The following is a 22,041-nucleotide window of genomic DNA, read 5'->3' as shown; positions in this document are numbered from 1 at the left end:
TATCGCCTCCTATTATTTTTCACCTTGATAACTTGTGCGCCATTTGAGCAGTCGCTTTTCTAACAGCCGTACAAATGAATCAGTCATCTTACCAACTACCGCAAAGATGATAATCCCTACAAACACTTTATCCGTTTGCGAGAATTGTCTTGCATCCATAATCATGTAGCCAACTCCACTACTCGACCCCATCAATTCAGCCACCACTAAACCAAGCCAGGCAATGCCTAATGAAAGCCTCACGCCCAGAAGAATATGAGGAAGGGCAGCAGGTAAAATGAGCTTTGTGATATTTTGATACAGATTAAACTCTAAAGCGCGAGCCACATCGAAAAGCTTGTTATCTACACTGCGAATTCCTAGAAAAGTATTGATATAGATCGGAAAAAAAGCCCCAAGTGCAATCAATAAAATTTTCGCTGATTCATCAAAACCAAACCAAAGAATAAATAAAGGAGTCACCGCTAAATGAGGAACTGTTCTCAGCATTTGCAAGGTCGGATCTACATACTGCTCGGTTTTCCTAGAAAAACCGACACACAGACCCATCGCAAGTCCTAAACCTCCCCCAAGTAAAAACCCGCATATTGCTCTGTAGAGACTGATGTAAAGATGGCCAAACAGCTCACCGGAACGAATCAACTCACGAAAAGATTCCGCAATGACAGTGGGTGCAGGTAGTACAGTAGAAGAAACGATTTGGGAAGCAGCAGCTCCCTGCCAAATCGCAATGAGTAAAGCAGGTAATACAAGTCCTTTTAACATGATGAAGGATGAAGCTTTTCTCCTTTTTTTCTTCATTCGCTCAGTTTTAGTCACAAGGGCTGGGTTAGATGCAGCTTTCATCAACTCTTCTCCTCTTTCAGCATTTTTTCAATAAACGAATTATCTACCACCTGATTGACATCAATCTTCCGCTGAATCGCCTTTGTTTGATATTGAAAATCAGCTGTATGCTGCTGAGCGTTTATGATCTTCTTAGAAATGGGCTCATTGAGCGGCTCTGTATTGTTTAATACTTGTGTCACCACCTTCTGATCTAATTGTTTCAAACGAGCATAAAGTGTAATGGCTTCCTGTTGATGGTCTTTCTGCCATTTCACCGCTTTGTCATATACTTTTAAAAATTGCACCACTAGTTCAGGGTACTCATCGGCAAACTTGGATCTGACAAGTGTGAATCCAGGTGAATATAAATCGGTCGCTTCTCCATTAACCAGTAGCTTTGCTCCCTTTTCTATCGTTTCAAGTGATAAGAACGGCTCCCAGATCGACCAAGCATCAACTGATCCATTTTCAAACGCAGATATTGCCTCATCCGGCTGAAGCTGAATGATCTGAACATCCTTTGCAGATAAACCAGCCTGATCTAATACTTTGTATAAAAAGTCAAAACCACTGCTTCCTTTGGCAACGGCGATTTTTTTTCCTTTTAAATCTTCTACTTTTTGAATCTCACTGTTCTTATTCACTAAAATCCCATTCGCCTTTAACCCATCCTGAGATAAACCAATTTCCTTAAAATCAATACCTGCTGCCTGACCAGCTATAACAGGTGAATTACCAACCTGTGAAAAATCTAATTGATTGGCGGCGAGTCCTTCGAATTGGGGAGGACCACTTTGGAACTCCACCCACTTGACTTTCACACCTTCTTTTTCAAATGATTGCTCAAACCACCCTTTTTCCTTTGCTAAAAGAAGTGGGCTTAGACTTTGCTGAATCCCAATCCGAATCTCTTTCGGCTTGTCTTCTGATCCATTCGCTGCTTGACCACACCCAGCTAATACAAGGAGGATACCCAGAAAGAGAACGATCCTTTTTTGCCTTTTCATTCAATTTGACCTCCTTAAATTCCTGAGCCATTCGTCAGTAACAGCTCATCTGTTTTCTCAAATTCTGAAAGCACCTTTTGTCTTAAGCTCTGAAAAGCTGTTGACGTTCTATTCCGCGGGAATGGTAAGTTCACGGGAAGGATTTTATGAATTCGACCGGGTCTTGCTTGTAACAGCACAATTTCATTGGCTAAATAAATGGATTCGTCAATATCATGAGTGACAAGCACCATCGTTGTTCTTTTCTCCTGCCAAATATCCAGCAGTACATCCTGTAAGTGTTTCCGTGTAAATGCATCTAGCGCACCAAAAGGTTCATCAAGCAATAAAATCTCCGGATCACGCAGGAGTGCTCTTGCAATAGCAACACGTTGTGACATCCCGCCTGAAAGCTCATGTGGATAGGCGTGTTCAAAACCTTTTAACCGAACAATTTCAATTAATTCATCCACTTTGCGGCGAACAGACGCCTGTTTTAAATTGAAATTGGCAGCGATATTTTCTTCGACCGTCAGCCATGGAAACAAGCGATGCTCTTGAAAGATAAAGCCCTGTTTCATTCCTGGTTCTACCACACGCCTTTCTCCTATCACGATCTGCCCATCATAATCTGTATCAAGGCCTCCAATCATCTTCAGCAATGTACTTTTCCCGCATCCGCTCGGACCAATCACCGTCACGAATTCACCAGGAACGATGGTGAGTCTTACGTCTTCAAGCACTTGAATGGTTTGTTTGTCTTTCCAAAAAGACTTATCCACAATATCAATGGAAATAGTCATTGCAAGTTCACTCCTCTTGTCATCAGATAAATACACAGAAAAGCCCTTATCCCAAAAGAGAGATAAGAGCCTTCGTGTTGTCCGATCAGCTATTCATATTGAGTTGTTAGCACCATCCTAAATCATATTATTCCTATAAATCAACTATATTTTATAAAATGGTTATTTCGACCTTGTATGCTTTTCATCAATACGATCGTAAATTTCTTCTATTCGTTCTTGATTGCTGTAAATCTCATATTTGTTCCGCTCAATCAAAATGTCTAACGTGATATCCAAATGTTTTCTGTATTTTTTTCGTTTTTTCTTTTTCTCCATCTTCAGCTTCCCTCCTGATTAAAATAAAAAAAGGCCCTTCACTCATGCCTGAGTGAACGAGCCTTCGGTTGACCGATCAGCGATTCTTGTTGGTATTTTCAGTATGCTTATGTTAATACATACTATTCCGACATGTCAACTATATTTATTGTTTTTTCAGATTTATCTAAAAAATGATTGACCGGGCAGTAAACAAGATTTATAGTCTTATTAAATATTTCTTATTAAAGTAGTTGGTTTTATCTAACAAAAGGAGGATACACACATGTCAGAAGAACTTCAATTTCGTTTAGAAACAAAAGCAATACACGCAGGTCAAGAACTGGATTCAGCCACCTATTCAAGAGCTGTACCTATTTACCAAACAAGCTCTTTCGGTTTTAGAGATAGTGAGCATGCGGCGAATTTATTCGGACTTCAGGAACCCGGTAATATTTATTCACGTATTATGAACCCGACAAATGATGTGTTTGAAAAACGGATCGCTGAGCTTGAAGGTGGAATTGGTGCACTTGCTGTCTCCTCAGGACAAGCAGCGACCACTTACTCCATTTTAAACATTGCGGGAGCTGGAGACGAAATCGTATCCTCCAGCAGTCTGTATGGCGGCACATATAATTTATTTGCTCATACCTTGAAAAAACTTGGAATAACAGTAAAGTTTGTGGATTCCTCAAACCTTGAAGAACTTGAAGCAGCCATTACAGATAAAACAAAAGCAGTGTATGCAGAGAGCATCGGAAATCCAAAAGGCGACATTTTACATATTGAAGCCGTATCAGCCATTGCACACAAGCACCACATCCCTCTAATTGTGGATAATACACTTGCCAGCCCTTATTTGTTAAGACCGATTGAATTTGGCGCAGACATTGTCGTCCATTCAGCGACGAAATTCATCGGCGGCCACGGCACATCCATTGGCGGAGTCATCGTCGACAGCGGTAAGTTTCCTTGGGGTGATAGCGATAAGTTCAAAGGCCTGACTGAACCAGACCCAAGCTATCATGGCCTGACGTATACGGAAGCAATTGGCGAAGCGGCTTATATCACAAAAGCACGTGTACAGCTCTTACGTGATCTAGGGGCGGCTTTATCACCATTCAACTCATTTTTACTCTTGCAAGGCTTAGAAACCTTGCATCTACGTCTTGAACGCCACAGTGAAAATGCATTGAAGACAGCACAATTTTTACAAGATCATCCTCTTGTAGAATGGGTCAGCTATCCAGGTCTTGAAGGCCATGAATCCTTTGAGCTGGCTCAAACTTATTTACCAAAAGGACAAGGTGCCATCCTCACATTCGGCATTAAAGGTGGCAAAGACGCAGGAAAAAAACTCATTGATTCGGTTCAGCTTTTCTCACATCTTGCAAACGTAGGCGACTCTAAGTCACTCATCATCCACCCTGCCAGCACAACGCATCAGCAATTAAGTGAAGCAGAGCAAAAAGCCACAGGGGTGACACCAGAACTTATTCGTTTATCTGTTGGAACAGAAGCGATTGAAGATATTCTGGCAGATCTAGAACAGGCGATTTCAAAAAGTCAGTCTTAACCAAACAAAAAAAGCACACGCCTGTGTGCTTTTTCTTATTGATTAGTGATTGATTAATCGAATATCTTGGAAGGGATAAAACACGAATGATGTTGTCCCTTGAATGTCACTCTTTGTAAAAAGACCTAAACCATTGCGACTGTCCATTGAGTTTTGGCGATTGTCACCCATGACAAAGTACTTTCCTTTAGGGACTGTAAGAGGACCAAAATCAGGTGTCAGCAAGGTGCCATCTGCGGCAGCTTTCTTTTTGTTTGATGCTAAATAAGGCTCCGCCACTTTTTGACCGTTCACATATAGCTGGTCATTTTTCATTTCGATTTTATCACCAGGTAAACCAATCAATCGTTTCACATAGTGAGTACTGCGGTCTTCCCCATCAAGAACAATGATCTGTCCGCGTTTATAATCGCCGAAGTAATCGACTGTTTTATTCACAAACACCCGCTCTGTATCATGCAGTGTCGGTTCCATAGAAGTCCCCTTCACAATATACGGTGCGAATAAAAAGTTACGAATGATAAAAACAGCAATAAATGCGATTAAGATGGCTTTGATCCAGCCCCATAATTCTGATTTCTTTTTTTGTGTTTTTGTATTTGTTGTCATAAGCTCCTCCTGAAATCCCCTAGGACAAAATGAGTTATCGCCAGCTGACCGCTGACGCCACGCTTGTTTCTCCCTAAATATAAACATATTTTGCCAACAAATCAAGCTGTAAGAGAGAAAAAGGCAAGCACCTTTCTGTGCTTGCCCAAAACTCAGTTAGTTAGCAGAAGAATCCGCTTCTGTCTCTTTGTTTGTTTTACCATAGAAATAATCAGATGGATTCACTGGTTTAAAATCAGATAGCTTATGGAATCGAAGAAGATCCCTGTACAGTACTTTATCTGACAGGCTTAACTGATTATCAACACGGGCTTTAATCGCTTCTGTCTTTTTGTTTTGTTTCACCACTTTACCCGTTTTTGTATCGTAGACCGTATTATCTACAAGGGTATATTTTGGTGTCACATAGTTTCCGTTACGGAATGCAACAGTTTGATCATGCTTCTTAGAGAATAAATCTGTTCCAAAATTCACGTACTCATTTGAATCAATACCTTGTAAGTGAAGAAGCGTTGGCATCACGTCTACTTCACCGCCATACGTATGATTCACGCCGCCTTGTTTCCCAGGGATACGAATCATGAGCGGTACACGCTGATTTTGTGCATTTTGATATGGCGTAATTTCTTTCCCTTGAATCTCACTCATTGCACGGTTATGGTTCTCAGAAATACCGTTATGGTCACCATATAATAGAATCACTGAGTCTTTATACAGACCCGATTTTTTCAAGTCCTTAAAGAATTGTTCTAATGACTCATCCAAGTATCTCGCTGTTTGGAAATAATTATCCACTGTTTTATCGCCAGTTGTTGCCTTAGCGATTGTCGCATCTTTCTCATCTAAATTAAATGGATAATGGTTGGTCAATGTCATTAAGTGTGCATAAAATGGCTTTTTCATTGATTCTAACATTGGGATTGATTCTTTAAAGAATGGTTTATCCTTCAGACCCATGTTTACAAGGTTTTCTTCATCCATGTTGTAATAAGATGCATCGAAGAATTGATCAATTCCCATATGTTTATAAATCGTGTCACGGTTCCAGAAAGATTTATAATCCCCGTGAAGCACTGCACTCGTATAGCCTGCTTTTTGATCTAAGATGGCAGGAAGTGATTGGAAGGTATTTTCACCTTTTGTCACAAACGCTGCACCCTCTGGCAAGCCAAACATACTATTATCCATCATGAGCTCAGCATCAGAAGTCTTCCCTTGACCAGTCTGGTGGAAGAAGTTATCAAAATACGTAAAATCTTCTTTTCCATGAGCTAGTTTGTTTAAAAACGGCGTCACTTCTTCTCCATTTAACTTGTAGTCAATTAAAAATGACTGGAAGCTTTCTAAATGGATTTTGATGATGTTTTTTCCTTTTGCTTGACCAAAGTATTCTGCATTTGGTTTCGCATAGTGAGAGGTCGTATAGTTCACGACATCCGTTAAATCATCACTACTCGCATTTGCTACTTGCGTTGCATTTTGTGCGGTTTGCACGCCGTCATAAATCGCATAGTTATAAACACCTAAATATTTCACAATATACTTATGATCAAATGTTCTCGTCAATAATTCTGGACGATCTTTTTCAGCTAAGTGTAGGTTAACGAAGAACAGTACAACACCTGCAGCCACAATCAGCAGTGCGAAAGTTTTTTTCATTTGGAACTTCTTCACTTCTGGTCTCCAAATGACAATGGCAATTAAAATGATGATATCAAGGAAGTACAAAAGGTCATGCGGCTTAATACTTGCTAACACACCGCCGGTCATACCTCCCCCAAGATTACCGGCTTGTTTCATTGTCGGGAATGTTAAAAAATCATCAAAGAAACGATAGTACGCTACATTCGCATATAAAAGTGCGGTCATAATAAAGTCAATGACAATTAAAACAATGGCCGATTTACGCCCCTTCAAAAAGAGAGCAAGTCCTAAAAACACGATGGCTGAACTGAATGGATTTAATAAGAGAAGACCCTCTTGAAAAGATCCCTTCACTCCTAAATTAAAGTCCATTTTGTAGGCTGTGTACGATTTTGCCCAAAATAGAAGAACAGCCAAAACAAAAAAGCTATATTTGTTCGCAAATATTTTTTTCATAAAACCTCTTCTTTCTTATTTTCGATCTGATATAAATGAAATCATAAAAAATTTACATTGATTTTGCAAATGTAAATCTTCTGCACCAAGCATTCCGATGCTCTTTTCTCCGCAGGTTACATGTGCTCCTTTAATATAACGAATAAGAAGCATCATAAGTTTCAAAAAAAATACGAGTAAATAAAAGGAAAAATATCCATTTACATTAAATTTACTGCCGCTTCATGTTTCAGAGAATGATGAAGGTTTTGTAAATCACTCAGTACTACTTTACTTTTTTCATCTAATCGTGTCAAAGTAATTATAAAGAAAAGGAAGAATCACCTAGGCTTTTCGACTCACTTAGCCAAATTTATACAAAATCCGAACCGATTTGCTTTTTTATTGTGACTCAACCTCCAGCAATCCATGTATCCTCTCTGTTGCCACAAACCTAAAAAACAGTTTTAAGCAAAAAAAGCTTGATTTCCCCTGCCAATGTACGGTGTGATAAAGGTATAGCTCCATCAAATAAATCAAGCTGGGGGACATCCTATGAAATCAAACAAACAAATCAACATATTTGAACAAAGATTCTCAGAAGAAGTGATAGACATCATGGCTGTTACAGGACCTTCTGGAGTCGGCGCAGGAAAAGCAGGAAAAGAGACTCTTTGGACTGCTTCAATCCCGCTCATTGCATGGAAGGAAAAAGACCGCATCATAAACGAAAAAGTGAGACTGTGCTGGTTAACAGATGAAAAGGGATTACGAGAAAAACAAGCGCAATTACATAAAGAATCTATCGTCACACTTCAAGTACGTAAAGGTGAAGGTGAATTTATGCTCGTTTCACTTGTTGATACAGATACTGAAGATAAGGAACTTCAAGAAATATTAGAAGAAGCTCAACAACCTATCTTTTACCACGATGACAAGCTGGGTACCTTTGAATTAGTGAAAGGACTAGACTTATTTGAAACAACCATACAGTGGGGCAATGAGGAGTGCCTTCTTTACTTCAATCTTGAAGAAGAGGAAGAAATGAATGACTCTCTGAAAACGGCTAGACAACTCGTAGAAGAACAGACAACATGGGATGCCTCCATGAAGTCATATGCAGCAAATCAGCTGATTGAACTAGCAAAAGATTGGCAGGAACAAGACGACTCCGCTGAACATTCAGAAGAGATCACACCGGATCAATTTATCAGCCGCATCTCTCTTGAAAGCCTCCATGCTTATCCAAATGGAGAATTCGAAGCCTACTATCATGACGGAGATTTATTTTGGGGACATGTCATCATTGTCTCTGGCAATATGAATGGAACGTTTCAAGATGCACACATTGCTGGCTAAAGAATGGGGGATGGATAAATGAAGATCAAAGCTTTTGACGAATTAAATCAACTAGGAAAAACACCTATTGTAGCCAAAATAGGCGGGTTTCGCCCTGATCCTTCTAAGTACAGCTGGTTTGCTGGTCATTTTTTCATCCAACGTGATAAAGGGTGGCCGGCAGATCAAGATGGAGCTATGATTCCCATTTTACAAATGTATTTACCCGAAGTACCAGGGGGAATGAACGGCTTTGATGAATGTAAGATGATTCAAATTTTCATCAACAAGAAAACCCTTCCGATCGATATCGCCAAAAACGGTGATGGCTGGAAACTCATTGAATATTCATCAATGGAAGGATTAGAAATCGCTGAGACCCCTGAAGAAGTAAAAGGAATTAAGCCTTTCCAGATAGAGTGGCTCGAAGGGGAACAACCGGATTATCCATGCTGGGAGGAAGCTTGGTCATACGTTGACTTATCAGAGGTTAATGAAAGTGAAGAAGCAACAGATCATTTCTTCGAGCATTACTCAAACTACTCGTTCACAAAAATCGGTGGATACGGGGCTTACATCCAATCTCCTCCCCACCAGATGTCAGGAGAATTCATGCTACAAATCGCTTCAGAAGAAAAACCTCGGTTCATGATTGGTGATAACGGCACGATGTATTTCTATTACGACAAAGACAATAAAGAATGGTTCATGCACTGGGATTGTTTTTAAAACCAATTGTATGGAACCATTCCCCTTTCTAAAGGTAATAAACGATATGAAGGGGGCCGGTAATATGGGATTCATTTTAGACATCTTCAATCTTGCTCTGTATATCCCTTTTTTACAGGTAGATGAAGATGATATATCACGAAATGCAGCACAGCTAAAAAAATACAGCTGGTTTCAAGCGTTATTAAATGATCAAACGAGCAGAAAGCTAATCATTTATGATCAAGGAGTCCGCCGTGTAATTGGTCAATTTAAGACGAGTAAACTCCATAAGAAACCATACAACATCAGATGCGAACGAAAGGTACAACAAGCCATACACCGTGCCATGTCAAAACACGGAAAGATCCGCACTTAGCTGTGGCTCTTTCCGTACAAATGTAATAAATCCTTTTGAAGAAAACAATTGACGCTCGGACAACTCTCCCCGTATATTATGTATAAATCCATCTTTTTTTAGAAAAGGGGGCCTCACATGCGCTTGTTTAAGAACTGGAGAAAAAAGCAGCACAAACAGCCGATTACTTCAGATACGCAAGAAGACAGCATCCCAATTAACTTTTCCACTCTTCCCTTTGGCACAGACACCGTAGATGATTTTTTGTTCAACTTAGACCTAACCTCAAAACTGATAGATCCATACAAAGAAGCAGACACGAACAAATAGAACCTAAACTTTCGTGAACCGTCATCCAATATTGGATGATTTTTTATACTCAGAGGAAGGTGTCCCCCCTATGAAGACATATTATTTCGTCAGACACTGTCAAGCAGATGGACAATCCGAGGATGCGTCTTTAACGCCTCAAGGCATCACACAATCGCATGAACTCGCACAGTTTTTTTCCGGCATTCAGCTCAACCACATCATCTCAAGTCCTTATAAACGAGCGATTCAAACCGCTGAGCCCCTTGCTTATGCCAAACAAATAAAGGTACAAATGGATAAGCGTCTCTCTGAACGTAGGTTAAGCAGTCAACCAATGAAGGATTGGTATGAAAAACTAAAGCTCAGTTTTTCGGACTTGCATATGACCTGTGAAGGCGGAGAATCGAGCCAAGAAGCGATGAATCGTATTGTAGAGGCACTCTATGAACAAATAAAATTAGGAAGAGATCATACTTTATTCGCCACTCATGGCAATATTATGAGCCTGCTTCTAAAACACGCCGATCCTGCAATTGGATTCAAGGAGTGGGAACAACTAAGCAATCCAGATATCTACATCCTGAAATATTTTAAACCAGACCATGTAGAAATAGAAAGAATATGGCATAAATAAAAAAGGCAGGGTTGACCCCAGCCTTTTTCTTATGAAAAACAACTATTGGTGATAGTAAAATGTCTGTACCCACTCATAGGGCTTCTTACGATCCGCACACCATTTCACAAAACCTCTGGTCTCCGTCTGCTGAAATTCCTTCCAGTCCGATAAGAGCTGGTTATAGTAGACTGCTAGTTTTTCAACATTGCTTTGAACCTTTTTATCTTCGATCAGTTTCATGACATCTTGAATCCCTTGAATTCGCTCATGATCTTTCTCATAGGTGCTTAAATAAAGATCTTCATGTATATGATGAAACGAATACCACAAAGCCGAGAAATAGGTTTCACAAATTTGAACAATCACTCGCTGCTCTTTGCTGCCTCCCATCTCTAATGCCTTCAATAAATAGGGCAGCCCTTCCCCCTGATGCACAAACAAGCCTTGCCAGCGATACGGTCTCACATCCGTTGGATCAATATTTTCCCACTCTCGAAGAACAGGGTGGATCACCCCATGTACCAATGGATACACAAGCAAATGATGACCATCCTCAAAACGTTCAATGTAATCAAACAGCCAAGCAACAAATGAACGCCGTGCTGCAAATTCATTCTTATTCATCTCTTCAACAAAAGACTGAAGAACCTTTAACGCATCTTTACGCAGACCCTGTTCTTTCCTTACACAGTACTGTCTAAAAAGCGGATAATCATGTGATCGCTCATCTTCAATCATAGTCTGTAATATCGTCTTCGTTTGCAAAATAACAACTCCGCCTCTTTACCTTCATTCTATTGAACTATTATAACCAATTGTAACATCCACATGAAACTAGTAAAAAGATGAGTTGTCCTTTTTCTTTTATAAAACCCTTGGCATCCTCAAATCCATTCTTTTCTGTGTTCATGAATGAATTGTATGTCTTTTTGATAATGTTCAAGGTGCCCCTCATGAATCATTTTTTGAAAGGCTCTATCCCCTTCATTCGCTTTTCGCTTCATGTATTGACATAAACCTTCTAAACGCAGCAACACCATGTCCACATAATCTTCTGGTATTTCCTCACCATAAGCTTCAAAAAACAGTTTGACTCTATACTTTATATGGGCTGCATGCTCTAATGAATGATAATTTACGACCTCCCCTGTTTCAGTACGAAAAAACCTACTGAGAGGGACACAAGTATAGAGAGTATATGCAATATCCCAAAGCTTTGGACCAGGAGCAGCTACATCAAAATCAATGATTCCCACTGGCTTTTTATTTTTGAAAATAATATTGTACATCGCAAAATCATTATGGCACACAACCTCTATGTTGTTAGGCGTATTGTCCATTCGTTCCCAATCGTCTGAAATGGGAAAATCACTAACAGCATCATGATACAGTCTAAGCATTCTCGCTATTTCTTTTAAAGCATTGTGAGAGCACATGTATTTTTTTAAGGGATCATGACCGGCTACACCTTCAATGAAGGACAAGATCTCTCTACCTTTTTCATCAACCCCTAAAAACTTTGGAGCATAGGAGAAATCTTTTTTTTCTAAATGCTTTAGCAGCTTTTGTATATTCATATTGTCTGACTTTACCTCTCTGCGAACCGTATCTCCCGAACGATATACGTTCGAGACATTTCCACCTGTCAGTAATTCTTCATGATCATTTTGTTTTTTCATAAATTCTCCCCCAAACTGGGTCACAATGATGATGCCAGCTAAAGATGTGTATGTACCCACAAATATTCATTTAGTTACACAAAGGTAATTCACTGTTTTATGTGAATGCGCTAATCCATTTTGATTCCTTATATGGTTAAATGTATCTTACCAAATGTTGCAAATCATCAAAAGTTTATTCTGTTAAAAGTAGTACATGCTCATTCTATTCTAATAGGATTCTATTTTCATCTAAATAACTCATTTAAACCACAAAAAAACGTTTCACCACGAGGGTGAAACGTTGGGTTCACGGTAAAAACCGATCATGAAACTTTTAATATTAATAGATACCGGTGGCCGGAGTCGAACCGACACTCCATGATAAATGATTCCAAAAAGGCAAGGTATACCCTCTGAAAGTAAAGCAGCCGTTAATGAAATAAGAATTAAAGTTCTTCTTGATATATTGCTGATTTTATCGGCTTTAAAGTCAAAGGAATTTTAAACTCATGAATACTTTCAATATGATTAAAAAAATGATCTATATCGTCATAATCCATTGACCATTCTTCTACCACCTTTAACTTTTTTAACTCGCTTGTTGGTTTAAATAAAAATTCACAGTGCAGTTGTTCCATGTGAGAATAATCATCTTCTTCATAAATTGTAAACTGACGTACAAAATCAAGATGAAATAGTTCCTCTCCCGTAAAATCATAGACACCACACTGAAATAAAATTTCTTTATCTTCTTCGCCCTCAACGGTCTCCTTTGAAAAAGCCTTAAATGTTTCCCAAACCTTTTTTATCTCATCGGTCTCTTCACCGATGCTATCTTTAAGATAACTTTCAGCATTTTTAACCGTAATCATTACAACATCTCCTATGTACAATTGATCCAATCCTTCTTCAATTGTCCTGCCCCTTTAGTTTAATCATAAGGTAACCATCAATAAAGTAAAAGTTAATCTCCTTTGAACACAATTTGAAGTAATTTTTTCGTGTGAAAAATCAGCTAAACAACAAATAAAAAAAGCCCTCCTACAATTTGTAGAAAGACGTTTTAAACGTTAATATTCTTTAATTCTTCTGTAATTGACGATAATAAAGAATATCTTAAACTAGATACAGTGGCAGGGGTCGAACCGACACTCCAGAGGAACACGATTTTGAGTCGTACTTGAACGTCTGAACCCTTGAACCATTGGTATTATGCTATTTATTCAACATTTCTTAAAATAAAGATGCTAACAAATTAGATTTTGCATAGCATATTCCTTCTTATACACTAATACATCCGATGCATTACATGTTACTCGTTTCCCTTGTATATCCCAAGATTGAGATATTTCATCACGAACATACTCATAAGCAAGTTTTGTCTTTTCAATTTCAGTTTGAGCCGGAATAAAAAGTTCATCTGCATTAGACCTAATAATAGGATTAGTATAACTGACTTGGTTTAATTCAAGCAAATAATCTTATGTTTTTTCACTTTCACATATCAAATGCATGAAATTTACCCTCCAATCGATAATTTTTTAACCAAGTTTTTTCATCATTGAAACAATTTTTATACTTAAACCATTTGGCTTATGTACAACTTCCTCATCGTAGATGCTATACCCCACTGAACTATACAATTTTATGTTTCTAATCACGGTCATACGAACTTTGCAAAATATACTAGTTAATTCTTCTTGTACTGCATAATTTTCTAAAAAACTTAATAATTTTTTGGCAATACCATGACCCTGCATTTCTGGAATTACTGATAGTCTATAAAAATATAAACTATCTTCTTTTATTTTAAATCGAACCATTCCAACTGGCTGATTATCAATATAACAAATTAAACTCCTCTCTCCTTCTTTTAAGGCAATTAAAACGGATTGCACAGTTTCCTCCAAAGCACTTGAAGGTGGCTCTTCGTCCTTATACTCCATAAATGCCTTTATCATTAAATCAAGTATTACCGATGTATCTGATAAATTAGCAAACCTTATCTCCAAATATGTCCCTCCTTTAACATTCTTGTTTAATGACAGGTACGTACACGATATTTTTATAAGAATCGTATTGAAGATAAATAAAAAACGTTCCTTACAAAGTGTAAGAAACGTTGATTTCATCGTATTTACTACCGATGATATAGATACCGGTGGCCGGGGTCGAACCGGCACTCCGTGAGGAACACGATTTTGAGTCGTGCGCGTCTGCCAATTCCGCCACACCGGCATGATCATTAAAGAGCGCAACTTATAATAATAAAAAATGGTGCCGAGGGCCGGACTTGAACCGGCACGGTAGTCACCTACCGCAGGATTTTAAGTCCTGTGTGTCTGCCAATTCCACCACCCCGGCAGTCTTTTCAAAAAAGGCGACACCCGGATTTGAACCGGGGATAAAGGTTTTGCAGACCTCTGCCTTACCACTTGGCTATGCCGCCATAATTGGAGCGGAAGACGGGATTCGAACCCGCGACCCCCACCTTGGCAAGGTGGTGTTCTACCACTGAACTACTTCCGCATATCAACTGGGCTAGCTGGATTCGAACCAACGCATGACGGAGTCAAAGTCCGTTGCCTTACCGCTTGGCTATAGCCCAATAATAAAATGGGGCGATTGATGGGAATCGAACCCACGAGTGCCAGAGCCACAATCTGGTGCGTTAACCACTTCGCCACAACCGCCATAGATGTTATGAATCATATAATTGGCAGGGGCAGTAGGAATCGAACCCACACCGGAGGTTTTGGAGACCTCTGTTCTACCGTTAAACTATGCCCCTATGAAAATAAAAATGGTGGAGGGGGGCGGATTCGAACCGCCGAACCCGGAGGGAGCGGATTTACAGTCCGCCGCGTTTAGCCACTTCGCTACCCCTCCACATTTGAAAAACAGTGCCGGCAAGAGGACTTGAACCCCCAACCTACTGATTACAAGTCAGTTGCTCTACCAATTGAGCTACACCGGCAAATAGTGGTGGCTCGGGACGGAATCGAACCGCCGACACACGGATTTTCAGTCCGTTGCTCTACCAACTGAGCTACCGAGCCAAGTATTCTTTTTAAAAAATGGCGGTCCGGACGGGACTCGAACCCGCGACCTCCTGCGTGACAGGCAGGCATTCTAACCAACTGAACTACCGGACCAATAAAGAGAAATTTGGTTGCGGGGGCAGGATTTGAACCTGCGACCTTCGGGTTATGAGCCCGACGAGCTACCGAACTGCTCCACCCCGCGACGATATAAAAGATATGGTGGAGGATGACGGGCTCGAACCGCCGACCCTCTGCTTGTAAGGCAGATGCTCTCCCAGCTGAGCTAATCCTCCGAATAAAATGCTGGTATGTATTTCTATAAAAGTAGTGGTGACCCGTACGGGATTCGAACCCGTGTTACCGCCGTGAAAGGGCGGTGTCTTAACCGCTTGACCAACGGGCCCTTTATTATGTAAATTGTGGCGGAGAGCAAGGGATTCGAACCCTTGAGACGGGGTTACCGCCTACACGATTTCCAATCGTGCTCCTTCGGCCACTCGGACAGCTCTCCAAATTGGCTCCGCAGGTAGGATTCGAACCTACGACCGATCGGTTAACAGCCGATAGCTCTACCACTGAGCTACTGCGGAATGAAGAAAGCCTGGCGATGTCCTACTCTCACAGGGGGAAACCCCCAACTACCATCGGCGCTGAAGAGCTTAACTTCCGTGTTCGGTATGGGAACGGGTGTGACCTCTTCGCCATCATCACCAGACAATTTAGTGACAAAAGATATTATACTATGTATTACAAATAAATCAAGAGATATTTCAAAAAATGTTCTCTCAAAACTAGATAACAATGTTCATTTTTCACATTAGAATATAGGTTAAGTCCTCGATCTATTAGTATCTGTCAGCTCCACGTGTCACCACGCTTCCACCTCAGACCTATCAACCTGATCATCTTTCAGGGATCTTACTTCCTTGCGGAATGGGAAATCTCATCTTGAGGGGGGCTTCATGCTTAGATGCTTTCAGCACTTATCCCGTCCGCACATAGCTACCCAGCGATGCCCTTGGCAGAACAACTGGTACACCAGCGGTGCGTCCATCCCGGTCCTCTCGTACTAAGGACAGCTCCTCTCAAATTTCCTGCGCCCGCGACGGATAGGGACCGAACTGTCTCACGACGTTCTGAACCCAGCTCGCGTACCGCTTTAATGGGCGAACAGCCCAACCCTTGGGACCGACTACAGCCCCAGGATGCGATGAGCCGACATCGAGGTGCCAAACCTCCCCGTCGATGTGGACTCTTGGGGGAGATAAGCCTGTTATCCCCGGGGTAGCTTTTATCCGTTGAGCGATGGCCCTTCCATGCGGAACCACCGGATCACTAAGCCCGACTTTCGTCCCTGCTCGACTTGTAGGTCTCGCAGTCAAGCTCCCTTGTGCCTTTACACTCTGCGAATGATTTCCAACCATTCTGAGGGAACCTTTGGGCGCCTCCGTTACATTTTAGGAGGCGACCGCCCCAGTCAAACTGCCCACCTGACACTGTCTCCCTGCCCGATAAGGGCAGCGGGTTAGAAGGTCAATACAGCCAGGGTAGTATCCCACCGATGCCTCCACCGAAGCTAGCGCTCCGGTTTCCAAGGCTCCTACCTATCCTGTACAAGCTGTACCAACATTCAATATCAGGCTGCAGTAAAGCTCCACGGGGTCTTTCCGTCCTGTCGCGGGTAACCTGCATCTTCACAGGTACTATAATTTCACCGAGTCTCTCGTTGAGACAGTGCCCAGATCGTTGCGCCTTTCGTGCGGGTCGGAACTTACCCGACAAGGAATTTCGCTACCTTAGGACCGTTATAGTTACGGCCGCCGTTTACTGGGGCTTCAATTCGCACCTTCGCTTACGCTAAGCGCTCCTCTTAACCTTCCAGCACCGGGCAGGCGTCAGCCCCTATACTTCGCCTTACGGCTTCGCAGAGACCTGTGTTTTTGCTAAACAGTCGCCTGGGCCTATTCACTGCGGCTTCTCGGGGCTTTAACACCCTAAGAAGCACCCCTTCTCCCGAAGTTACGGGGTCATTTTGCCGAGTTCCTTAACGAGAGTTCTCTCGATCACCTTAGGATTCTCTCCTCGCCTACCTGTGTCGGTTTGCGGTACGGGCACCTCTCACCTCGCTAGAGGCTTTTCTTGGCAGTGTGGAATCAGGAACTTCGCTACTAAATTTCGCTCGCCATCACAGCTCAGCCTTCACGGGAAACGGATTTGCCTATTTCCCAGCCTAACTGCTTGGACGCGGATATCCAATACCGCGCTTACCCTATCCTCCTGCGTCCCCCCATTGCTCAAATGGTGAGGAGGTGGTACAGGAATATCAACCTGTTGTCCATCGCCTACGCCTTTCGGCCTCGGCTTAGGTCCCGACTAACCCTGAGCGGACGAGCCTTCCTCAGGAAACCTTAGGCATTCGGTGGACGGGATTCTCACCCGTCTTTCGCTACTCATACCGGCATTCTCACTTCTAAGCGCTCCACCAGTCCTTCCGGTCTGACTTCACTGCACTTAGAACGCTCTCCTACCACTGTTCGTAAGAACAGTCCGCAGCTTCGGTGATACGTTTAGCCCCGGTACATTTTCGGCGCAGAGTCACTCGACCAGTGAGCTATTACGCACTCTTTAAATGGTGGCTGCTTCTAAGCCAACATCCTGGTTGTCTAAGCAACTCCACATCCTTTTCCACTTAACGTATACTTTGGGACCTTAGCTGGCGGTCTGGGCTGTTTCCCTTTCGACTACGGATCTTATCACTCGCAGTCTGACTCCCAAGGATAAGTCATCGGCATTCGGAGTTTGACTGAATTCGGTAACCCGGTAGGGGCCCCTAGTCCAATCAGTGCTCTACCTCCGAGACTCTTACCTTGAGGCTAGCCCTAAAGCTATTTCGGAGAGAACCAGCTATCTCCAGGTTCGATTGGCATTTCACCCCTACCCACACCTCATCCCCGCACTTTTCAACGTGCGTGGGTTCGGGCCTCCATTCAGTGTTACCTGAACTTCACCCTGGACATGGGTAGATCACCTGGTTTCGGGTCTACGACCACGTACTCATGCGCCCTATTCAGACTCGCTTTCGCTGCGGCTCCGCATCTTCTGCTTAACCTTGCACGGGATCGTAACTCGCCGGTTCATTCTACAAAAGGCACGCCATCACCCGTTAACGGGCTCTGACTACTTGTAGGCACACGGTTTCAGGATCTATTTCACTCCCCTTCCGGGGTGCTTTTCACCTTTCCCTCACGGTACTGGTTCACTATCGGTCACTAGGGAGTATTTAGCCTTGGGAGATGGTCCTCCCGGATTCCGACGGAATTTCACGTGTTCCGCCGTACTCAGGATCCACTCTGGAGAGAACAACATTTCAGTTACAGGGCTGTTACCTTCTTTGGCGGGCCTTTCCAGACCTCTTCGCTTATATCGTTCCTTTGTAACTCCGTATAGAGTGTCCTACAACCCCAAGAGGCAAGCCTCTTGGTTTGGGCTGTTCCCGTTTCGCTCGCCGCTACTCAGGGAATCGCATTTGCTTTCTCTTCCTCCGGGTACTTAGATGTTTCAGTTCCCCGGGTATGCCTTCTCATACTCTATGTATTCAAGTATGGATACTACTCCATTACGAGCAGTGGGTTTCCCCATTCGGAAATCTCCGGATCAAAGCTTGCTTACAGCTCCCCGAAGCATATCGGTGTTCGTCCCGTCCTTCATCGGCTCCTAGTGCCAAGGCATCCACCGTGCGCCCTTTCTAACTTAACCATTTCTTACTTTAGAAAGAATCACTATGTGTGATGAACTTTGCATTGCATTCAATGTGAATGTATTACTTATTGTTATCTAGTTTTCAAAGAACAATCCTGTCTCGCTAGAGACATGTTTGAAGGAATGATCCTTCAAAACTAAACAAGACGAAAAACGTACGCTGCTCCATATATCCTTAGAAAGGAGGTGATCCAGCCGCACCTTCCGATACGGCTACCTTGTTACGACTTCACCCCAATCATCTGCCCCACCTTCGGCGGCTGGCTCCATAAAGGTTACCTCACCGACTTCGGGTGTTGCAAACTCTCGTGGTGTGACGGGCGGTGTGTACAAGGCCCGGGAACGTATTCACCGCGGCATGCTGATCCGCGATTACTAGCGATTCCAGCTTCACGCAGTCGAGTTGCAGACTGCGATCCGAACTGAGAACAGATTTGTGGGATTGGCTAAACCTTGCGGTCTCGCAGCCCTTTGTTCTGTCCATTGTAGCACGTGTGTAGCCCAGGTCATAAGGGGCATGATGATTTGACGTCATCCCCACCTTCCTCCGGTTTGTCACCGGCAGTCACCTTAGAGTGCCCAACTAAATGCTGGCAACTAAGATCAAGGGTTGCGCTCGTTGCGGGACTTAACCCAACATCTCACGACACGAGCTGACGACAACCATGCACCACCTGTCACTCTGTCCCCGAAGGGAAAGCCCTATCTCTAGGGTTGTCAGAGGATGTCAAGACCTGGTAAGGTTCTTCGCGTTGCTTCGAATTAAACCACATGCTCCACCGCTTGTGCGGGCCCCCGTCAATTCCTTTGAGTTTCAGTCTTGCGACCGTACTCCCCAGGCGGAGTGCTTAATGCGTTAGCTGCAGCACTAAGGGGCGGAAACCCCCTAACACTTAGCACTCATCGTTTACGGCGTGGACTACCAGGGTATCTAATCCTGTTCGCTCCCCACGCTTTCGCTCCTCAGCGTCAGTTACAGACCAGAGAGTCGCCTTCGCCACTGGTGTTCCTCCACATCTCTACGCATTTCACCGCTACACGTGGAATTCCACTCTCCTCTTCTGCACTCAAGTTTCCCAGTTTCCAATGACCCTCCCCGGTTGAGCCGGGGGCTTTCACATCAGACTTAAGAAACCGCCTGCGAGCCCTTTACGCCCAATAATTCCGGACAACGCTTGCCACCTACGTATTACCGCGGCTGCTGGCACGTAGTTAGCCGTGGCTTTCTGGTTAGGTACCGTCAAGGTGCAAGCAGTTACTCTTGCACTTGTTCTTCCCTAACAACAGAGCTTTACGATCCGAAAACCTTCATCACTCACGCGGCGTTGCTCCGTCAGACTTTCGTCCATTGCGGAAGATTCCCTACTGCTGCCTCCCGTAGGAGTCTGGGCCGTGTCTCAGTCCCAGTGTGGCCGATCACCCTCTCAGGTCGGCTACGCATCGTCGCCTTGGTGAGCCGTTACCTCACCAACTAGCTAATGCGCCGCGGGTCCATCTGTAAGTGACAGCCGAAACCGTCTTTCATCCTTGAACCATGCGGTTCAAGGAACTATCCGGTATTAGCTCCGGTTTCCCGGAGTTATCCCAGTCTTACAGGCAGGTTACCCACGTGTTACTCACCCGTCCGCCGCTAACATCCGGGAGCAAGCTCCCTTCTGTCCGCTCGACTTGCATGTATTAGGCACGCCGCCAGCGTTCGTCCTGAGCCAGGATCAAACTCTCCGAAAAAGTACAAAACCGAAGTTTTGTTTTTCGTCAGCGTTTGACTGACTACCTATGATGTATCATAGGATTTTTTTATAAAAACTCGAATTAACAGGTACGTTTTGTCTTGTTTAGTTTTCAAAGATCATCTTCATTATCGCTCAGAGGCGACTTTCTTAATATAACATTTGAGCATCGTGTGCGTCAAGTGTTTTTCTGAATTTCTTTTTGTCCGCTTTTCTTTAAAAGCAACTCAGTTGCTCATTAGCGACGTTTAATAATATACCATCATAATATTCATACGTCAATATCTTTTTTAACAAAATATCCTCGATGATAGATTTTTTGCCCCTTCGTCTCAATTGGCTCTACTAGCACAATTCCTTTTTCCACAAAGAAATCAATCATCACACTAAGATCAGGTGTGAAATGTTTGAGATCAGGATGTGCAAGAAGCTCGCCAAACAGCCAAATATCCTGCTGTTCCATGACATGACGCAAATGAGCCGCACCAATTTCTGCTTTTGAATGAATCAAGAAATCATTCGCTAGGAATAAAAGTTCTAACCGTTTATGAAGACTTTCGTGGCTTTCAATCAACTCTGAATAAAGTTTATATACTTCCGGCTCCATATGACGTACTTGGTTCCAAACGGTCACTTCTGGGTGGAAGCCTTTATCAATCACTTCAATACGCGCCAGATGATGCAGGGCATGCACAATGGAATTATATGCATCGAGGAATTGATTTGATTCAAAAAATGCTTTTCCTTCTATATATCTGCGAATGAGCTTGCCATATTCTAAACCAATTTTGAGCTTACGGTTAGAAAACGGGAATGTACTCAGTTCATCAATCAAGTTGAAAATATATTCATTTCGATCAAACAGGACTTTTCCGTTTAAAATCCAATCAATAATACGCCTGTTGGTACCTAAGGTAATCCATTCCTTCAGCTGATCATCTGTGACAACATTTAAAGAAGCTGTCTGGTGATCGGATTCATAGTGCTTAATAAATAAAGGTTCTTCCGCATCCTTTACGATGACTAGAAGCGCTGCATCAAAGTTATCCGTCTCAGAAGATACTTTATGCCTTCTTTCTACTATAATCACAGCTAATGTATCTGGATGACTTGCTCTCTCTTGATAAATAGGACGGAGAAGATTTTCCATAGTGATTCCTCCAATACTCGGGTGTAAGGTTCTTCTCTAATGCTATGTATTTCTCCTCATAGAATCAAAATTCCTTCAATACATGAAAAAAGATCGTTGAATCATTATAAGCAATTTATTCACAAAACTCTATAACTAATTCAAACAGAAAGGTAAAATGTGCTATATTGGAGATGAGGGGGTC

17 protein-coding genes, 16 tRNA genes and 3 rRNA genes are annotated in these 22,041 nt (G+C 42.5%); 6 read left to right on the top strand and 30 right to left on the bottom strand.

Annotated features, from left to right (window positions below; translation table 11 throughout):
* Nucleotides 1-12: 12 nt before the first annotated feature.
* From NST73_RS04585 to NST73_RS04570, 4 genes are all read right to left on the bottom strand, one after another.
* Nucleotides 13-801 (bottom strand): ABC transporter permease, encoded by a 789-nt coding sequence (locus NST73_RS04585; protein WP_225310416.1) that lies wholly within the window; start codon nucleotides 799-801, stop codon nucleotides 13-15.
* A gap of 44 nt (nucleotides 802-845) precedes the next feature.
* Nucleotides 846-1,835, bottom strand: coding sequence for an aliphatic sulfonate ABC transporter substrate-binding protein (locus NST73_RS04580; protein WP_041093314.1), 990 nt, complete (start codon nucleotides 1,833-1,835; stop codon nucleotides 846-848).
* A 14-nt stretch (nucleotides 1,836-1,849) separates the two neighbouring features.
* A complete protein-coding gene (locus NST73_RS04575) occupies nucleotides 1,850-2,617 on the bottom strand; it encodes an ABC transporter ATP-binding protein (RefSeq protein ID WP_096881168.1) in 768 nt (255 codons plus the stop codon).
* 162 nt (nucleotides 2,618-2,779) lie between these two features.
* Entirely contained in the window at nucleotides 2,780-2,935 is a 156-nt protein-coding gene (locus NST73_RS04570) for an FbpB family small basic protein (protein ID WP_034647783.1), read from the bottom strand.
* Between the two features lie 265 nt (nucleotides 2,936-3,200).
* On the opposite strand from NST73_RS04570, the gene NST73_RS04565 reads away from it, so the two are divergent.
* Complete coding sequence (locus NST73_RS04565) at nucleotides 3,201-4,493, top strand: homocysteine synthase (RefSeq protein WP_019743963.1); 1,293 nt, start codon at nucleotides 3,201-3,203, stop codon at nucleotides 4,491-4,493.
* A gap of 42 nt (nucleotides 4,494-4,535) precedes the next feature.
* Here the strand turns inward: NST73_RS04565 and lepB are convergent, their stop codons facing one another.
* The gene (gene lepB, locus NST73_RS04560) at nucleotides 4,536-5,102 is read right to left on the bottom strand and encodes a signal peptidase I (protein ID WP_039170157.1); all 567 of its coding nucleotides are present in this window, start codon (nucleotides 5,100-5,102) and stop codon (nucleotides 4,536-4,538) included.
* Nucleotides 5,103-5,258: 156 nt separating this feature from the next.
* Nucleotides 5,259-7,202, bottom strand: a complete 1,944-nt coding sequence (locus tag NST73_RS04555; RefSeq protein WP_144678982.1) for an LTA synthase family protein — start codon at nucleotides 7,200-7,202, stop codon at nucleotides 5,259-5,261.
* A 534-nt stretch (nucleotides 7,203-7,736) separates the two neighbouring features.
* Here NST73_RS04555 and NST73_RS04550 point away from each other — a divergent pair.
* The 5 genes from NST73_RS04550 to NST73_RS04530 all read left to right on the top strand — a co-directional run bounded on the left by NST73_RS04550 (nucleotide 7,737) and on the right by NST73_RS04530 (nucleotide 10,531).
* On the top strand, nucleotides 7,737-8,540 hold the full coding sequence (locus tag NST73_RS04550) for a DUF2262 domain-containing protein (protein WP_144678983.1): 804 nt from the start codon (nucleotides 7,737-7,739) through the stop codon (nucleotides 8,538-8,540).
* 18 nt (nucleotides 8,541-8,558) lie between these two features.
* Complete coding sequence (locus NST73_RS04545) at nucleotides 8,559-9,248, top strand: DUF1963 domain-containing protein (RefSeq protein ID WP_047947338.1); 690 nt, start codon at nucleotides 8,559-8,561, stop codon at nucleotides 9,246-9,248.
* 64 nt (nucleotides 9,249-9,312) lie between these two features.
* Nucleotides 9,313-9,606: a hypothetical protein gene (locus NST73_RS04540; protein WP_212360750.1), complete on the top strand. Its 294-nt coding sequence runs from the start codon at nucleotides 9,313-9,315 to the stop codon at nucleotides 9,604-9,606.
* 117 nt (nucleotides 9,607-9,723) lie between these two features.
* Nucleotides 9,724-9,915, top strand: a complete 192-nt coding sequence (locus NST73_RS04535) for a hypothetical protein (protein ID WP_008349128.1) — start codon at nucleotides 9,724-9,726, stop codon at nucleotides 9,913-9,915.
* 70 nt (nucleotides 9,916-9,985) lie between these two features.
* Nucleotides 9,986-10,531 carry a histidine phosphatase family protein gene (locus NST73_RS04530; RefSeq protein WP_212360753.1) on the top strand — a complete coding sequence of 182 codons (546 nt, stop codon included), beginning with the start codon at nucleotides 9,986-9,988 and terminating at the stop codon, nucleotides 10,529-10,531.
* 42 nt (nucleotides 10,532-10,573) lie between these two features.
* Here NST73_RS04530 and NST73_RS04525 read toward each other — a convergent pair whose 3' ends face one another.
* From NST73_RS04525 to NST73_RS04410, 24 genes are all read right to left on the bottom strand, one after another.
* Nucleotides 10,574-11,278 (bottom strand): hypothetical protein, encoded by a 705-nt coding sequence (locus tag NST73_RS04525; protein ID WP_342499416.1) that lies wholly within the window; start codon nucleotides 11,276-11,278, stop codon nucleotides 10,574-10,576.
* A gap of 119 nt (nucleotides 11,279-11,397) precedes the next feature.
* Nucleotides 11,398-12,192 (bottom strand): phosphotransferase, encoded by a 795-nt coding sequence (locus NST73_RS04520; protein WP_342499415.1) that lies wholly within the window; start codon nucleotides 12,190-12,192, stop codon nucleotides 11,398-11,400.
* A 428-nt stretch (nucleotides 12,193-12,620) separates the two neighbouring features.
* Nucleotides 12,621-13,046 (bottom strand): hypothetical protein, encoded by a 426-nt coding sequence (locus NST73_RS04515; protein WP_048001794.1) that lies wholly within the window; start codon nucleotides 13,044-13,046, stop codon nucleotides 12,621-12,623.
* Nucleotides 13,047-13,715: 669 nt separating this feature from the next.
* Nucleotides 13,716-14,186 carry a GNAT family N-acetyltransferase gene (locus NST73_RS04510; protein ID WP_082627065.1) on the bottom strand — a complete coding sequence of 157 codons (471 nt, stop codon included), beginning with the start codon at nucleotides 14,184-14,186 and terminating at the stop codon, nucleotides 13,716-13,718.
* A 144-nt stretch (nucleotides 14,187-14,330) separates the two neighbouring features.
* Nucleotides 14,331-14,412, bottom strand: a tRNA-Leu gene (locus NST73_RS04505).
* A 37-nt stretch (nucleotides 14,413-14,449) separates the two neighbouring features.
* Nucleotides 14,450-14,538, bottom strand: a tRNA-Leu gene (locus NST73_RS04500).
* A 14-nt stretch (nucleotides 14,539-14,552) separates the two neighbouring features.
* Nucleotides 14,553-14,623 (bottom strand) — tRNA-Cys (locus NST73_RS04495).
* 5 nt (nucleotides 14,624-14,628) lie between these two features.
* Nucleotides 14,629-14,703, bottom strand: a tRNA-Gly gene (locus NST73_RS04490).
* Nucleotides 14,704-14,710: 7 nt separating this feature from the next.
* Nucleotides 14,711-14,782: transfer RNA gene (locus NST73_RS04485), tRNA-Gln, on the bottom strand.
* A gap of 9 nt (nucleotides 14,783-14,791) precedes the next feature.
* Nucleotides 14,792-14,867 (bottom strand) — tRNA-His (locus tag NST73_RS04480).
* Nucleotides 14,868-14,891: 24 nt separating this feature from the next.
* A tRNA-Trp gene (locus tag NST73_RS04475) sits at nucleotides 14,892-14,965 on the bottom strand.
* A gap of 13 nt (nucleotides 14,966-14,978) precedes the next feature.
* Nucleotides 14,979-15,063: transfer RNA gene (locus tag NST73_RS04470), tRNA-Tyr, on the bottom strand.
* Between the two features lie 15 nt (nucleotides 15,064-15,078).
* A tRNA-Thr gene (locus NST73_RS04465) sits at nucleotides 15,079-15,151 on the bottom strand.
* Between the two features lie 6 nt (nucleotides 15,152-15,157).
* Nucleotides 15,158-15,233: transfer RNA gene (locus tag NST73_RS04460), tRNA-Phe, on the bottom strand.
* 19 nt (nucleotides 15,234-15,252) lie between these two features.
* Nucleotides 15,253-15,329 (bottom strand) — tRNA-Asp (locus NST73_RS04455).
* A gap of 14 nt (nucleotides 15,330-15,343) precedes the next feature.
* Nucleotides 15,344-15,420: transfer RNA gene (locus tag NST73_RS04450), tRNA-Met, on the bottom strand.
* Nucleotides 15,421-15,435: 15 nt separating this feature from the next.
* Nucleotides 15,436-15,511 (bottom strand) — tRNA-Val (locus NST73_RS04445).
* Between the two features lie 35 nt (nucleotides 15,512-15,546).
* Nucleotides 15,547-15,621: transfer RNA gene (locus NST73_RS04440), tRNA-Glu, on the bottom strand.
* Nucleotides 15,622-15,638: 17 nt separating this feature from the next.
* A tRNA-Ser gene (locus NST73_RS04435) sits at nucleotides 15,639-15,729 on the bottom strand.
* A 4-nt stretch (nucleotides 15,730-15,733) separates the two neighbouring features.
* A tRNA-Asn gene (locus tag NST73_RS04430) sits at nucleotides 15,734-15,808 on the bottom strand.
* 9 nt (nucleotides 15,809-15,817) lie between these two features.
* Nucleotides 15,818-15,933 (bottom strand): 5S ribosomal RNA (rrf, locus tag NST73_RS04425).
* Nucleotides 15,934-16,043: 110 nt separating this feature from the next.
* Nucleotides 16,044-18,974, bottom strand: a 23S ribosomal RNA gene (locus tag NST73_RS04420).
* Between the two features lie 182 nt (nucleotides 18,975-19,156).
* Nucleotides 19,157-20,705 (bottom strand): 16S ribosomal RNA (locus tag NST73_RS04415).
* The 16S, 23S and 5S rRNA genes sit together here with 16 tRNA genes alongside, the layout of an rRNA operon.
* A gap of 273 nt (nucleotides 20,706-20,978) precedes the next feature.
* The gene (locus tag NST73_RS04410) at nucleotides 20,979-21,857 is read right to left on the bottom strand and encodes a nucleotidyltransferase-like protein (protein WP_025206981.1); all 879 of its coding nucleotides are present in this window, start codon (nucleotides 21,855-21,857) and stop codon (nucleotides 20,979-20,981) included.
* Between the last annotated feature and the right edge of the window lie 184 nt (nucleotides 21,858-22,041).

It is taken from the genome of Bacillus sp. FSL W7-1034, assembly GCF_038593365.1.
Classification (GTDB): Bacteria; Bacillota; Bacilli; order Bacillales; family Bacillaceae; genus Bacillus; species Bacillus altitudinis.
Note: the sequence above shows the minus strand (reverse complement) of the source record. Positions and strands in the feature narration are given on the sequence as shown.